Source organism: Pseudomonas fluorescens (genome assembly GCF_000967965.1).
In the GTDB taxonomy this organism is placed as follows: Bacteria; Pseudomonadota; Gammaproteobacteria; order Pseudomonadales; family Pseudomonadaceae; genus Aquipseudomonas; species Aquipseudomonas grandcourensis.
In genome coordinates, this window is the sequence record NZ_LACC01000025.1 from 205140 (window position 1) to 220628 (window position 15489).

Consider the following 15489-nt stretch of genomic DNA (forward strand, 5'->3'; position numbering starts at 1 on the left):
GATCCCGATCAATCTTCCGGTTCGGACGCCTCGGACGTCGACACCTCCAATTCTGCCCGTTCGATTACTTCCTGAACTCCGAAATCGACGCTAGTCAGCCTGAAGTACTCAAGCAGAATTTGCAGGCTTTCCTCAGAGAACGGATTACCCCGCAGGCTGATGCTTTCGGCGACCTCCAGCGGCAGTTCGAGGAGGTCGGCGGGTATCTGACTGATCGCGTTGCCGCTCAGGTCTACGGTTTCCAGGCTCTTGAGCTGCATCAGTCCGGCGGGTAATTCGCTGAGCCCGCAGTTATCCAGTTGCAGGGTCGCCAGGTCCGTCATCTGGCTGATATCCGGAGCCAGCCCCAGCGGATTGTTTCTCAAGTCGATGAATTCCAGGCGGGCCATCTCGGCCAGGTTCAGGACCGACTGCGGAGTCAGGGTGATGTTGCAGTCGAGGAGATTGAGCGACTTCAAGTCGCTCATCCGGAAGATTGCCTCCGGGATATCGCCCAGCCTGAAGTCGTTGATAACGAGGGTCTTGAGTTTGGGGAAGCGCTCCAGGAACCCTGTGACGCCTGTGGTCAGGCCGCTCTCGCTACTCAGGTAAACCAGGGAAACATGGCTGAAATCTGCGCTCAGTGTCGGCAGGTTACCGGTAATCCGCGTCTCCAGACTCAGGTCATAAGTAGTTGCTTGCAGCGATTCGTTGAAATCATCCAGATCGGTTTCTCGGCGCCAGCAGCGCAGTACGGACTCTCTGAATGCGTCCCGCGTCGAATGTTCGATCAGCAGTTGCTGGGCAGTGAACGGTTGATTGCTGTGAGGGTGGACGGCTGGAATATTGCCGGTCCAGGCCGACAGGTCGTTTTCAAGGGTGGTGAGTTCGGCTTCCAGACGGGTCAATGCGATTCGCCCCTCGTCCAGTGTGCCGGGTAAAAGGAACACGAATTTGCTGGCATCCTCCTGGTCCAGCATGGGGTACAGCGTTTGCACGCGGTGGATATCTGCTTCTTCGGCAAAGATACCGAAGTCCTGACGGGTTTGCTGGAAGTGCTGTTTGAGGCGTTCACGGGTTGCGCTTGAAAACGGATTGTTGCCCAGGTCGATGCCCTCTTGGGTGCGTTGTTGCAGTGTGAACAGTGCGCTGGGCAGTTCTTTGATCTGGTTGTCATTGAACAGGGCGGTGCGCAGGCGCGGACGAGTCAACAAGTCACTCGGTAGATCAGAGATGCCCGTCTGCGATAAATCGATGTAGTTCAAATCGGGCATGCTGCCGACATCGGGTGTCAGGCCCAAGGGGTTCTTGTACAAGTCCATTGTGGTCAACCGATGCAGTCCCGCGAACCCGACCTGGCTCTCGGGGCTGAGGGTGATCGCGCAATTGCTCAGGATGAGCTCTTCGAGTTGCAGCGATGGAAGGGTGTCCGGCAAGCGGCCAAGGTTGAAGTCGCGCAGTTTCAGGGAGCGTAGCCCGGTAAAGCTGCGCAGAAATTCGTGCATGCCCCGCGTGGCGCTACCTCCATCCATCCTTAGCATTGTGATGCGGCTGAAGTCGGAGCTCAGTGTCGGCAATTGGCCGATGATGGGTTGGAAGAAGTTGAAGTCGGCTGTTTCAAGAACGGTCTCGGGAAGGGTCCATTGCTGGCGCCAGCAGTGGGCCAGATCGATAGCGAATTGACGACGGACTTGCTGTTGCGCAGCGAACTGCTCGGGCGTGATCCTGATTTGCGAGTCTGGAATGAACAGCGGAATTTCATCGCGCCAGGACGAAAGCGTCTCCAGCAGTTGCGCGTGTTGAGTCAAGAGCCGACTCAGCTCCGCTCGTGGTCCACTGGGATGCTGCTGCAAGCGTTCGACGAAGGCGTCGAGCTCTTCGGCGGATAGATGGGGAAACAGTGTCTGCGCCCGACTTTGCAAAGTAGGTGTGTTGCGTGGCATTTGACGATACCCGTCACCGCCACCGAGCAAGCGCATGACCTTTGGGTCGTAAGTGGGTTTGAGGTCGGGGTGTTGAGCCAGCAGCGCGCGCAATGCATCACGGCTCAAGGCGTGCTGGCGAATCAGCTGCTTGAGCCGTTCACCTTCACCGATATTCAGATTCAAGGCGGTGCGTTCGCTGTCCGGCATGGCCTGTAGCAGGCAGGTGTAAAGCGAGCCCATGCCGCTGAGTTCTTCACCGTCATGATCGAAGGCCTGATACGAGCCTTCTTCTCTGAGCACCAGCACTTTACGCAGGGGCGCATCGATACGGCCAAGGTTGTCGATCAGCGCGCCTTCATGGGCGTACTGGCGGATTTCCAGTCGTAGCTCTGTCGTCCAGCCCGGCAGTTTTTCCAGGGTGTGCAAGGCCAGCCGGTCAGTGTCGAGGTTGTTTTCGGTCGATGGCAATTCAAGCCCCTCGTAGGCGCGAGTCATGCGCACTTGCAATCTGGCTTCCCGGCTCAGCTCGGCCAGGCGAGGGGCAAGGGTTGAGCTTTTCAGCTGTTGCATTTCCAGATCGCTTACTGTGTCCACAATCGCTTGTGCAACGCTGCGTGGCAGTCCGGGCTCGGCATCCATCACCACTTGTACGGCTGCGCGAGCACCACGTTCGAGTCGGCGATATCGCTGGTCGAACAGCGTCTGCCGTTTCTGTTCGGCAAGCCGCGCGAGTATCTGGCGCAACCGCTGCGCCCGGTTTTCCGGGGTTGAGGAGGGGTGACCGAACTCTTCGCCCATCAGCGTTCTGGCTTCGCTGTCCGACAGGGTCAGGAGAAAGGTTTTCAGCAGGTCGCCGTCGGTGAGGCGGGCGGTATCGATTTGCACGACGGGCACATCGGGCGCCGGGCTTTGCCAAAGGGTTTGCGCATTTTCGTCGATCAGTCGCAGGCCTTTGTTTGCCGGCCAGTAGCCGTTTTCATTGAGCAGTTCCAGCTGTGTCACCGGATCCGCCTTGAGGAGGTGTTCCGACTGGTCACTGCCGATCTGATCGATAAAGGCTTGTATGTCCTGATCGATCCCGAAGCGTTTGAGTGTGTCGGCCAATAGCGGCGGCACCTGTCCGGCATTTACATGCATCTTGCGCAGGACATCTTCGTGGCTGCCGCTGATGCTGAGGATGCGCCCGCGGGTGCTGGCCGAAAAACGCTGCATGTCCGGGCCGACACGGTGCAATACGGCGGCCTGGTCCCAACTCAACGGCTGGTCGAGTTCGGTTTGCCAGGCACCGCTGCCGTTGTGTCGCAGTTGTGGTTTGTAGGCGTCAGGGCGGGTGGGGTGGTTGATGCGGTACTGGCCGGTTAGCGGATCCTTGCTCACGGCGTAGTGCTTGTTTTCCAGGGACAGCAGGCTTTTGCCCTGATGTGGGTGCAGCCCCAGCTCATCCGGTTTTGCATCCTTGGGTAAAACACCAGGGTGTTCATAGCCGATCAGGTTCGGCTGCCAGTAGCGGGTATCGCCGTTCGGCCGCTTTATCGTATTGAAACGGTCGATGAATTCAACGATCTCCCGGGGCAATACCGAGCGAAATTCGCCGGCGGCGATCGCACCCCCTGCGGCAAAGGTCCCTAGTTGCACCGCGGACTCCACCACGCCCATCAAGTGCCCGAAGGCTTCGCGACTCTGCCCCTCGGCCCAGTCGACCACGCTTTCGAAGGTTTCGTCGAGCAACTGGTAGGCCATGTAGCCCAGCATCAGTTCACCGAGAAACGGCACGAATGGCAGTGCCACGAACGCGGCGATGTTCAGCAGTGCCGAGGCAATTTCCGTGAAGGAATCCCACAGCGCCCAACGGGCTTTCTGGTCGACCGTTGCAGTGGACACCGCGATCACTCGCGCATCGTTGAGGATCTTGTTGAGCTTGCTCTGGTAGAGGTGAGCCCACAGTTCTCCTGTGACAGGCGTTGCCACGATCTGCAGATTCGCACGGGGGTTGGGTAGTTCCCGCCAGGTCGGACGAGAATCGCCTGGCTGGACCGGTTGCCAGGTGATCGGGGCAAGCAGGTGGTTCAACTGTGCGAAAAAGTAACCGCGATCCTCATGGTTAATGAAGCGGCTGAAAAACTGTTGATAGGCGGGGTCGCATAGGCGCCGGCCCAGTTCCTCGGCGAAGGCCGCAGACGAGGGGTATTCCTTGATCGGCTGTTCGGGGTCGCCCGGTATATAAGCCACCACGCGAACCACTTCCCGGGCGCGCTCCAGGTCCGGGGCAAACAGCAGGATGCCGGTCAGGCACGCGTTGAGGATCGTCAGGTCATGACAGCGCCATGGCTGCTTGTGCAGGCGCAGATGTGGCAGGTTGTCGAGCAGGCCGAGAATCAGGCTGTGAGTGCCGCTGCCCAGGAGGTTTTGCATCTGCGCCAGGTGTAATGCAGCGGTGATTGCGGATTTCTGGCTGTCGCGGATTTTCCCTTGCAGCAGCGCCGAGTCCACCGGGTTGCCGATACTCAGATTGTCTTCCAGATAGGTTTTATAGCGCTGGCCAATGTCCAGCTCCCGGCACATGCCGGTAAATACCGTGACAGGCATTTCTTCCAGGATCTGCGGCAAGGTCAGGAATTGCCCGTTGGAAGACGGCGCGGTGATGTACGTCGAGGCAGGCTCGAACGCATCTGCAAGGGTCTCGGCACTTTCGAAGTTGTGCAGTGCGGCGTCCAGCAGCGATACCGTCCAGGTGCGCGCAGCGCCGGACTTCAGCCGTAACCACGGCAGGTGATCAGGTAGGTAGAGGCGCAAAAACGTTTCGCGCACATTCAGATCCAGGCCAAAGCGGCGCTTGAGTTCGGCCTTGAGCAGCGGTTCGGCGAAATCCGCGGGGTTCTGCAGGTTGGCCAGCGCCTTGTCGACCTGGTTCTGGCTGGCGACCTGGCGGGCGATCAATCGGGCGAGTTCCGTGTGCTGAGGTTTCGACGCCGCCCGTAGTCCGGCGGGCAGGGCGGGGGTGATGTTGCGTAGCGCCTCGCGTCTGTGGGGCGCCGTCTGACGGAGCCAAGAGGGGATGACATTCTGCAGATGTTGGAAATGAGCGTCCGGCCTGAAAGCGTCGGAAGCAACAGTGGCAGTAGATTCGGTAATCATGGGGTCAGTGGCCGTTGGATTTGAAAGGCCACTAGGAAAACCCGCGAAGCTGGACGCTGTGCGGTACATATTTACCGCACTCGGACCATTGGCAAGAGTTACAACGCAGCAAGCCTGCCGCAAACGCCCGCCGCCAGTTAAACTGCGCCTTTGCGACCCTATATGTCGCATTGCCGTAAACCCGGGAAAATCCGGGGTTTGCGCTATAAGAAGTTGTCGCTTGGCGGCAAGGCCGGGCTGAAAACTGTCCTTACAATCCTCACCAAGCTCGCCAGTTTCAGGCGAGTGTTTTCTCTTCAGGAGACTCCGATGTCCGTTGAGCACGCTGCGGTACAACGCGCCGATTTCGATCAGGTAATGGTTCCCAACTATGCGCCTGCCGCATTCATTCCTGTGCGTGGCGCCGGTTCCCGCGTTTGGGACCAGTCCGGCCGCGAGCTGATCGACTTCGCGGGCGGGATTGCCGTCAACGTCTTGGGTCACGCACATCCGGCGCTGGTCGGTGCCTTGACCGAGCAGGCGAACAAGCTGTGGCACGTGTCCAACGTGTTCACCAATGAGCCGGCCCTGCGCCTGGCCCACAAGTTGGTCGACGCCACCTTTGCCGACCGCGCCTTCTTCTGCAACTCCGGCGCCGAAGCCAACGAGGCCGCCTTCAAGCTGGCCCGTCGTGTCGGTTTCGACCGTTTCGGCAGCGAGAAGTACGAGATCATCGCCGCGCTCAACAGCTTCCACGGCCGTACCCTGTTCACCGTGAACGTCGGTGGCCAGTCGAAGTACTCCGACGGTTTCGGCCCGAAAATCACCGGCATCACCCACGTGCCGTACAACGATCTGGCTGCGCTGAAAGCCGCCATTTCCGACAAGACTTGCGCCGTGGTACTGGAACCGATCCAGGGCGAAAGCGGTGTGATCCCGGCTGAACTGGAATACCTGCAAGGTGCCCGCGAGCTCTGCACCGCGCACAACGCGCTGCTGATCTTCGACGAAGTGCAGACCGGCATGGGCCGTACCGGCCATCTGTTCGCCTACCAGCATTACGGCGTGACCCCGGACATCCTGACCAGCGCCAAGAGCCTGGGCGGTGGTTTCCCGATCGCGGCGATGCTGACCACCGAAGACCTGGCCAAGCACCTGGTCGTCGGCACCCACGGCACCACTTACGGCGGCAACCCGCTGGCGTGCGCTGTCGCGGAAGCCGTGATCGACGTGGTCAACACCCCTGAGGTGCTGGCCGGTGTCAACGCCAAGCACGACAAGTTCAAGGCCCGCCTTGAGCAGATCGGCGAGAAGTACGGCCTGTTCACCAAGGTTCGTGGCATGGGCCTGTTGATCGGTTGCGTCTTGAGCGATGCCTGGAAAGGCAAGGCCAAGGACATCTTCAACGCCGCTGAGCAAGAAGGCCTGATGGTCCTGCAAGCCGGCCCGGACGTGGTGCGTTTCGCCCCGAGCCTGGTGGTGGAAGACGCCGATATCGATGCCGGTCTCGACCGCTTCGAACGTGCCGCAGCAAAACTGACGCAAGCCTGATAGATCCTTCGATGCCTGACCTTTCAGGCGTCGAACCCAATTTTGATGCCGGTCCCGCTTTTCTGTAGGAGCGAGCCTGCTCGCGATGGTGTGTCAGTCGACATCTTTGTTGCTGACCCACCATCGCGAGCAGGCTCGCTCCTACCAAGGTCTTCAAAAGGCAGGGCTGGCTTATTTTCCTCAAAGAGTTTTTCGAAAAAGGAGTGACACCATGCTGGTGATGCGCCCTGCGCAAATGGCTGATCTGGGCGAGGTACAGCGTCTGGCTGCGGACAGTCCGATTGGTGTCACTTCCTTGCCGGATGACGTTGAACGCCTGAGCGACAAGATCGCCGCAAGCGAAGCCTCGTTCGCCGCCGAAGTGAGTTTCAACGGTGAGGAAAGCTATTTCTTCGTCCTCGAAGACTCTGCCACCGGCAAGCTGGTCGGTTGCTCGGCCATCGTGGCGTCGGCCGGTTACTCCGAGCCGTTCTACAGCTTCCGCAACGAAACCTTCGTGCACGCTTCCCGCGAGCTGAAGATTCACAACAAGATCCACGTGCTCTCGCAGTGCCATGACCTGACTGGCAACAGCTTGCTGACCAGCTTCTATGTGCAGCGCGAGCTGGTGGGTTCGCCGTGGTCGGAGCTCAACTCCCGTGGCCGTTTGCTGTTCGTGGCCAGCCATCCGGAGCGTTTTGCCGATTCCGTGGTGACCGAGATCGTCGGTTACAGCGATGAAAACGGCGACTCGCCATTCTGGGATGCCATCGGTCGCAACTTCTTCGACCTCAACTACGCCGAGGCCGAGCGTCTGTGCGGGCTGAAAAGCCGTACGTTCCTCGCCGAACTGATGCCGCATTACCCGATCTACGTGCCATTGCTGCCGGACTCCGCTCAAGAAGCCATGGGCCAGGTGCATCCACGGGCGCAGATCACCTTCGACATCCTGATGCGCGAAGGTTTCGAGACCGATCACTACATCGACATCTTCGACGGCGGCCCGACCTTGCACGCCCGTGTCTCGGGGATCCGTTCGATCGCCCAGAGCCGTGTGGTGCCGGTGAAGATCGGCGAACCGGTCAAGGGTGTCGGTCGCCAGTATCTGGTGGCCAATGCCCAGTTGCAGGACTACCGCGCTGTGATGCTCGAGCTCGATTACGCGCCAGGCAAACCGGTAACCCTGGACCTGGAAGCGGCCGAAGCCCTGGGCGTCGGCGAGGGTGCCAGCGTGCGCCTGGTCGCGGTTTAACGTCGCAATTGATGCCTAGAAAGCAGCGAAGTTTCACGGGTGGCGCAGGCGGCCCGTTTGAGGAGATAGCATGATCGTTCGTCCCGTACGCAGCAGCGATTTACCCGCTCTGATCGACCTGGCCCGCAGCACCGGCACTGGCCTGACCACCTTGCCGGCCAACGAAGAGCGGCTGGCCCATCGGGTCGGCTGGGCCGAGAAGACCTTTCGCGGCGAAGCCGGGCGGGGCGACGCGGACTACCTGTTCGTGCTCGAAGATGACGACGGTCGCGTGGTGGGTATTTCCGCCATTGCCGGCGCCGTCGGTCTGCGTGAGCCCTGGTACAACTTCCGGGTCGGTCTGACGGTCAGCGCTTCACAAGAGCTGAACATCTATCGCGAAATCCCGACGCTGTTCCTGGCCAACGACCTGACCGGCAACTCCGAGCTGTGCTCGCTGTTCCTGCACGCCGATTACCGTACTGGCCTCAACGGCCGCATGCTGTCCAAGGCGCGGATGCTGTTCATCGCCGAGTTCCCGCAAATGTTCGGCAACAAGATCATTGCCGAAATGCGCGGTGTGTCCGACGAAGCCGGGCGTTCGCCGTTCTGGGAAAGCCTGGGTCGGCACTTCTTCAAGATGGAATTCAGCCAGGCGGACTACCTGACCGGCGTTGGCAACAAGGCGTTCATCGCCGAACTGATGCCGAAATTCCCGCTGTACACCTGCTTCCTGTCGCCGGATGCGCGCAACGTGATCGGTCATGTTCACCCGGACACCGAGCCAGCGTTGGCCATGCTCAAGAGCGAAGGTTTCAGCTACCAGGGCTACGTCGACATTTTCGACGCCGGCCCGGCCATCGAATGCGAAACCGGCAAGATCCGCGCCGTGCGCGACAGCCAGGCGCTGGTGCTGGCCGTCGGCACACCGGGTGACGACGCCACGCCATTCATCATTCACAACCGCAAGCGCGAGGACTGCCGCATCACTGCTGCACCGGCACGTCTGGCCGCCGGCACCCTGGTGGTCGATCCGCAGACCGCCAAACGTCTTCAACTCAACGCTGGCGATCAAGTGCGCGCCGTGGCGTTGTCCGCAGCTCGGGAGTCGAAATAATGAAGTCGCTTTACATCGCAGGTGAATGGCTGGCAGGTGGGGGCGAAACCTTCGAGTCGCTGAACCCGGTGACCCAGCAGGTGCTGTGGTCCGGTGCCGGTGCCACCGCCGCTCAGGTCGAGTCGGCTGTGCAAGCTGCGCGTCAGGCGTTCCCGGGCTGGGCGCGGCGTACCCTGGAAGAGCGTATTTCGGTTCTGGAAGCCTTTGCCGCCGCGCTGAAGAATCACGCTGACGAACTGGCCCGCACCATCGGTGAAGAGACCGGTAAACCCCTGTGGGAAGCGGCGACCGAAGTCACCAGCATGGTCAACAAGATCGCGATCTCGGTGCAAAGCTACCGCGAGCGTACCGGCGAGAAGAGCGGCCCCCTGGGCGACGCCACCGCTGTGCTGCGCCACAAGCCTCACGGTGTGGTGGCGGTATTTGGTCCTTACAACTTCCCGGGTCACCTACCGAACGGACACATCGTGCCGGCACTGTTGGCCGGTAACAGCGTGCTGTTCAAGCCAAGCGAACTGACACCGAAAGTCGCCGAGCTGACGGTCAAGTGCTGGATCGAAGCTGGCCTGCCGGCCGGCGTATTGAACCTGCTGCAAGGCGCTCGCGAAACCGGTATCGCCCTGGCGGCGAACCCGGGCATCGACGGGCTGTTCTTCACCGGTTCCAGCCGCACCGGTAATCACCTGCACCAGCAATTCGCCGGTCGTCCGGACAAGATTCTGGCGCTGGAAATGGGCGGTAATAACCCGCTGGTGGTCGATCAGGTCGCTGACCTCGATGCCGCGGTGTACACCATCATTCAGTCGGCGTTCATTTCTGCCGGCCAGCGTTGCACCTGTGCCCGTCGCTTGCTGGTGCCGCAAGGTGCTTGGGGCGACACGTTGTTGGCGCGCCTGGTGGCGGTCAGCGCGACTATCGAAGTCGGTGCCTTCGATCAGCAACCGGCGCCGTTCATGGGGTCGGTGGTTTCCCTTGGCGCTGCGAAAGCGTTGATGGATGCGCAAGAACATCTGCTGGCCAATGGCGCCGTGGCGCTGCTGGAAATGACTCAGCCTCAGGCTCAATCGGCCTTGCTGACCCCGGGCATCCTGGACGTGAGCGCCGTTGCCGATCGTCCTGACGAAGAGCTGTTCGGCCCGTTGCTGCAGGTGATCCGCTACGCTGATTTTGAAGCGGCGATCGCTGAAGCCAACGACACCGCCTACGGTCTGGCCGCCGGTCTGCTGTCCGACTCCGAAGCGCGCTACCAGCAGTTCTGGCTGGAAAGCCGTGCCGGTATCGTCAACTGGAACAAGCAGCTGACCGGTGCCGCGAGCAGCGCGCCATTCGGCGGCGTCGGCGCCTCGGGCAACCACCGCGCCAGCGCCTACTACGCGGCGGATTACTGCGCGTACCCGGTGGCCTCGCTGGAAACGCCGAGCCTGGTGATGCCTGCCGCCCTGACGCCTGGCGTGAAGATGGCGTGATGCCCAATCGCGAGCAGGCTCGCTCCTACAGGTTCGATGGTGGACACACATTTTGTGTGCGACACAAATCCTGTAGGAGTGAGCCTGCTCGCGATGGCCGCTACGCGGTCTCAAAGAACAGTTACTGAAGCCTATAACAACAGATTCTCGTGGAGCCTCGCTGATGAAATCCTATGAAGTCAATTTTGACGGTCTAGTGGGGCCGACCCATAACTACGGCGGCCTGTCCTACGGCAACGTCGCGTCCCAGAGCAACAGCCAGCAGTCTTCCAACCCCAAGGAAGCGGCGCTGCAAGGCCTGGCAAAGATGAAAGCGCTGATGGAAATGGGTTTCCAGCAAGGCGTACTGGCACCGCAAGAGCGCCCGGATGTGGCCGCACTGCGTCGCCTGGGCTTTGGCGGCACCGACGCTCAAGTGATCGAGCGCGCTGCCAAAGACGCGATGCCGCTGCTGGTGGCCAGTTGCTCGGCCTCAAGCATGTGGGTGGCCAACGCCGCCACCGTCAGCCCGAGCGCCGACACCGCTGATGGCCGCGTGCATTTCACCGCCGCCAACCTCAACTGCAAATATCACCGCAGCATCGAGCACCCGACCACCAGCCGCGTGCTGGGGGCGATGTTCGCTGACCAGCAACACTTCGCCCACCACGCCGCCTTGCCGGCCGTGGCGCAGTTCGGTGACGAAGGCGCTGCCAACCACACGCGTTTCTGCCGTGAATACGGCGAAGCCGGTGTCGAGTTCTTCGTGTTCGGCCGCAGCGCGTTCGACACCCGTTTCCCAGCACCGCAGAAGTACCCGGCGCGCCAGACCCTCGAAGCGTCCCAGGCCGTTGCCCGTTTGCACGGCTTGAGCGATGACGGCGTGGTCTACGCGCAGCAGAACCCGTCGGTGATCGACCAGGGCGTGTTCCACAACGACGTGATCGCCGTCGGTAATGGCGAAGTGCTGTTCTATCACGAGGACGCGTTCCTCGACACCGAACAGATGCTCGCTGAACTGCAGAGCAAACTCGCCAAAGTCGGTGGGAAATTTCAGTCAGTCTGCGTACCGCGTTCCGCAGTAAGCGTGGAAGATGCCGTTCGTTCCTACCTGTTCAATAGCCAACTGCTGTCGCGTCCTGACGGCTCCATGCTGTTGATCGTGCCGGAAGAATGCCGTGGCAACGAGCGTGTCTGGCAATACTTGCAGGGTTTGACCAGCTCCGGCGGCCTGATCCGCGAAGTGAAAGTCTTCGATCTCAAGCAGAGCATGCAGAACGGCGGTGGCCCGGCTTGCCTGCGGTTGCGCGTCGCACTCAACGAAACCGAACTGGCGGCCGTCAACCCAGGGGTTATCATGACGGCACCGTTGTACGGCACACTGACCGAATGGGTCGAGAAGCACTACCGCGACCGCATGACCGAAAACGATCTGGCGGACCCGCAATTGCTGCTTGAGTGCCGGACGGCACTGGATGAACTGACGCAAATCCTTAAACTGGGCGCGGTTTATCCATTCCAGATCAATTGATCGACGGCGCGCTGCTTCCCATCGCAGCGCGCTGCTTCATCTCAAACGAGAGCGTAAAGACATGAGCGATACCCTGCAGCTGATCCTTGAAGACACCGACGGCACGCAACTGGAGACTTCCTGCACCCGCGTCGCGGTCCTGTGGCAAGGTAAAGAGCTGTGGATCCAGCAGGACGGCCGTGGCCAGTTACTGATCGGTGTGGACGTCGAGGAAGGTGACGCCGAGTACGCCAACCTGCTGTTGCGCCCATTGGCGACTAATCTGGTAAGTCTGCAACTGGAGATGGAACCGGCTGAACTCGGCGACGACGAGGATCACGTTCACGGCCCGGATTGCAACCACGACCACTAAGGAAACCGCTCTATGCTCGCCCTCGGCAAACTGCTTGAACTGACCCTCGCCGGCCGCGAACCGGCGGAGAAGACTCAACTGACTGTCGAAGGCGTGCGCATGCGCTGGTTGAGCGAAGGTGCGCTGGAAGTCCGACCACCTGAAGCGCGTGACAACGGCCTGGACCTGCTGCTGTCGGCGGGGATCCACGGTAACGAAACAGCGCCGATCGAGCTGCTCGATCGTCTGTTGCACGACATTGCCCGCGGCGACTTGAAGCCGCGCGCACGTATTCTGTTCCTGTTCGGTAATCCCGAAGCGATTCGCAAGGGCGAGCGTTTTGTCGAGCAGGACGTCAATCGGCTGTTCAATGGCCGTCACGAACAAAGCAGCGGTTGCGAAGCCCTGCGCGCCTGTGAGCTGGAGCGTTTGGCTGCCAGCTTCTTCAGCCTGCCGGATCGCCAGCGCCTGCACTACGACCTGCACACGGCGATTCGTGGCTCGAAAATCGAGCAGTTCGCCTTGTATCCGTGGAAGGAAGACCGCCAGCATTCGCGTCAGGAACTGGCGCGCCTGCGGGCTGCTGGAATGGAAGCGGTGTTGCTGCAGAACAAACCATCGATCGTCTTCAGTTCCTATACCTACGACAAGCTGGGTGCCGAGGCCTTCACCCTGGAGTTGGGCAAGGCGCGGCCGTTCGGTCAGAACGACGGGGTCAACGTCTCTCTGCTGGAGAAGCGTCTCAAGCAGATCATCGAGGGCACCGAACCAGAACTGACTGAGGGCGCGCTGGACGGTTTGCAGCTGTACAGCGTGGCGCGAGAAATCATCAAGCACAGCGACAGCTTCCGCCTGAACCTGCCGGCGGACATCGAGAACTTTTCGGAGCTGGAAGTGGGTTACCTGCTGGCGGAAGACATCGCCAACACCCGCTGGATCATTGAGGAAAAGGGCGCACGGATCATCTTCCCGAACCCCAAGGTGAAGAATGGTTTGCGTGCCGGCATCCTGGTCGTGCCGACCACGGACGAAAACCTGGCATAAGCCCAACACAAAACCAATGTAGGAGCGAGCCTGCTCGCGAAAGCGATGTATCAGTCAACATATTCGTCGACTGACAGTCCGCCTTCGCGAGCAGGCTCGCTCCTACAGGTTTTTGCGGTGATTACACGGCTACCGCACGCGGCTCACTGCGACGCAGCGAGCGGATCTTCAGCAGCGTATCCGCACAAGTCTTCGCCGCTTCCTGGCCTTTATGCAGGAAATGCTCGAAGAAGAACTTCTGGTGCTCTTCGCCGGCATGGAAGTGGTGCGGGGTCAGGGACACCGAGAACACCGGCACTTCGGTTTCCAGTTGCACCTGCATCAGGCCGCTGACTACCGACTGGGCGACGAACTCGTGACGGTAGATGCCGCCGTCCACCACCAGAGCTGCCGCGACGATGCCGGAATAACGACCGGTCTTGGCCAGCAACTTGGCGTGCAGGGGCATTTCAAAGGCACCGCCGACTTCGAAGAAATCGATGTCGGATTCCTGATAACCCTGGGCAATCATTTCGGCGACGAAGCCTTTACGGCTCTGGTCGACAATGTCCTTGTGCCAGCAGGCCTGGATGAACGCAACGCGCTCGCCGTGATGGTGTTTGCTTTTGCTGTCGATTGCGGTGGGTTGCATGTTCTGACTCCTGTTTGTGTGAAAAACAGGGCGTTATGAATCGAAGGGGATCTGAGGGTACGCACGCTTGCACGAATGCCGGCGGACGGCCCTTTGTTGTCAATCCCGTTCTCTCTTCATCCGGACTATGACCGTCGGCCCCGGGATCACACCGGGTCTGCTGACCTTGCTGCCGGCACCGCCGAAGCCATGCTGTCACCAAGCGCTCGCGGGCTATGCGCATTGCGCGCAATTACCGCCGGTGGGGAGTTGCACCCCGCCCTGAGAACGTTTTTGCCGCCCAAATGTTTGGCGGCGCAGCGTTTTTATCACATATTTCCGGTGTGCGCATGGCCCCTTTTGGATGATTGCTATCGAGTATTTCGCTTTATTAGTGAGCATTATCCGAGCCCAAGGGTTGATTAATCGTCGCCATGCCCGCAGTAATTCCTACCTGAAAGGGATTTCCCCTGCTTACCGAGGCCAGATTCATGAGCGTTATCGATCTTCGCAGCGACACCGTCACCCAACCTTGCGCCGGCATGCTCGATGCAATGACCAAGGCCGCCACCGGCGATGACGTGTATGGCGAAGATCCGACGGTCAATCACCTGGAAGCCGAACTGGCCAGGCGCCTGGGTTTTGCCGCGGCGCTCTTCGTGCCGACCGGCACCATGAGTAACCTGTTGGGGTTGATGGCCCATTGCGAGCGCGGTGACGAGTACATCGTCGGCCAGCAGGCCCACACTTATAAGTACGAAGGTGGTGGCGCGGCGGTGCTTGGCTCGATCCAGCCACAGCCGCTGGAAGTGCAGGCTGACGGTTCGCTGGACCTGGCGCAGGTTGCGGCGGCGATCAAGCCGGACGACTTCCATTTCGCCCGCACCCGTTTGCTGGCGCTGGAAAACACCATGCAAGGCAAGGTTCTGCCGCTGGAGTACCTGGCCCGGGCGCGCAGTTTTACCCGCGAGCATGGCTTGCAACTGCACCTGGACGGCGCACGTTTGTACAACGCGGCAGTGAAACTGGGTGTGGATGCCCGGGAAATCACCCAGTATTTCGATTCCGTCTCGGTGTGCCTGTCCAAAGGCCTGGGTGCGCCGGTCGGTTCGGTGCTGTGCGGCTCGGCCGAGCTGATCGGCAAGGCCCGGCGCCTGCGCAAGATGGTCGGTGGCGGCATGCGTCAGGCCGGTATTCTCGCGGCGGCAGGCCTGTATGCGCTGGATAACAACGTACAGCGCCTGGCCGATGACCATGGCAACGCGCAGTTACTGGCCGAAGGCCTGCGCGGGGCGGGGTTCGAGGTCGAACCGGTGCAGACCAACATGGTTTACGTGCAGATGGGCGAACAGGCCGAGGCCATCAAGGCCTTTGCCGCCGAGCGCGGGATCAAGCTCAGTGCCGCCGCTCGTCTGCGCATGGTCACGCACATGGACGTCAGCCGCACGCAAATCGAGCAGGTCGTCGCGACATTCGTCGACTTTTCGCGCAAGTGATAGCGTTAGCACTCCAATTGACCGTTTCTATCGTATAAACACGCTGTACCCCGCGCGCAGGGCCGATATAATGCGGCCCTTTGCCGTCGCTTCGTCTGTTGACGTTTCGAACAGGCCTTTGGCCGCAGCCTCCGTG

10 protein-coding genes and 1 riboswitch are annotated in these 15489 nt (G+C 60.5%); of the genes, 8 read left to right on the top strand and 2 right to left on the bottom strand.

The genetic code is table 11. The features are described 5' to 3' along the window. Nucleotides 1–8: 8 nt before the first annotated feature. Nucleotides 9–4841, bottom strand: a complete 4833-nt coding sequence (locus tag VC35_RS20855) for a dermonecrotic toxin domain-containing protein (protein ID WP_404942367.1) — start codon at nucleotides 4839–4841, stop codon at nucleotides 9–11. Between the two features lie 507 nt (nucleotides 4842–5348). Here VC35_RS20855 and VC35_RS20860 point away from each other — a divergent pair. The 7 genes from VC35_RS20860 (at nucleotide 5349) to astE (ending at nucleotide 13247) form a co-directional block, all read left to right on the top strand. Next, nucleotides 5349–6569, top strand: a complete 1221-nt coding sequence (locus tag VC35_RS20860) for an aspartate aminotransferase family protein (RefSeq protein WP_046042321.1) — start codon at nucleotides 5349–5351, stop codon at nucleotides 6567–6569. A gap of 211 nt (nucleotides 6570–6780) precedes the next feature. Further along, a complete protein-coding gene (gene aruF, locus VC35_RS20865; protein WP_046042322.1) occupies nucleotides 6781–7800 on the top strand; it encodes an arginine/ornithine succinyltransferase subunit alpha in 1020 nt (339 codons plus the stop codon). 70 nt (nucleotides 7801–7870) lie between these two features. Then, a complete protein-coding gene (gene astA / locus VC35_RS20870) occupies nucleotides 7871–8896 on the top strand; it encodes an arginine N-succinyltransferase (protein WP_046042323.1) in 1026 nt (341 codons plus the stop codon). After that, the gene (gene astD, locus VC35_RS20875) at nucleotides 8893–10362 is read left to right on the top strand and encodes a succinylglutamate-semialdehyde dehydrogenase (RefSeq protein WP_185754822.1); all 1470 of its coding nucleotides are present in this window, start codon (nucleotides 8893–8895) and stop codon (nucleotides 10360–10362) included. Before astA ends, astD begins: the two co-directional genes overlap by 4 nt. A gap of 163 nt (nucleotides 10363–10525) precedes the next feature. Next, complete coding sequence (gene astB / locus VC35_RS20880) at nucleotides 10526–11872, top strand: N-succinylarginine dihydrolase (protein ID WP_046042325.1); 1347 nt, start codon at nucleotides 10526–10528, stop codon at nucleotides 11870–11872. A 61-nt stretch (nucleotides 11873–11933) separates the two neighbouring features. After that, nucleotides 11934–12224, top strand: a complete 291-nt coding sequence (locus tag VC35_RS20885) for a hypothetical protein (protein WP_046042326.1) — start codon at nucleotides 11934–11936, stop codon at nucleotides 12222–12224. A 12-nt stretch (nucleotides 12225–12236) separates the two neighbouring features. Continuing rightward, nucleotides 12237–13247 (top strand): succinylglutamate desuccinylase, encoded by a 1011-nt coding sequence (gene astE / locus VC35_RS20890; protein WP_046042327.1) that lies wholly within the window; start codon nucleotides 12237–12239, stop codon nucleotides 13245–13247. A 121-nt stretch (nucleotides 13248–13368) separates the two neighbouring features. On the opposite strand, the gene VC35_RS20895 is transcribed toward astE, so the two are convergent. Further along, a complete protein-coding gene (locus VC35_RS20895; RefSeq protein WP_046042328.1) occupies nucleotides 13369–13878 on the bottom strand; it encodes a 6,7-dimethyl-8-ribityllumazine synthase in 510 nt (169 codons plus the stop codon). Between the two features lie 103 nt (nucleotides 13879–13981). After that, nucleotides 13982–14151, bottom strand: a riboswitch (FMN riboswitch). A 197-nt stretch (nucleotides 14152–14348) separates the two neighbouring features. On the opposite strand from VC35_RS20895, the gene ltaE reads away from it, so the two are divergent. Then, the gene (ltaE, locus tag VC35_RS20900) at nucleotides 14349–15353 is read left to right on the top strand and encodes a low-specificity L-threonine aldolase (RefSeq protein ID WP_046042329.1); all 1005 of its coding nucleotides are present in this window, start codon (nucleotides 14349–14351) and stop codon (nucleotides 15351–15353) included. Nucleotides 15354–15489: the final 136 nt, after the last annotated feature.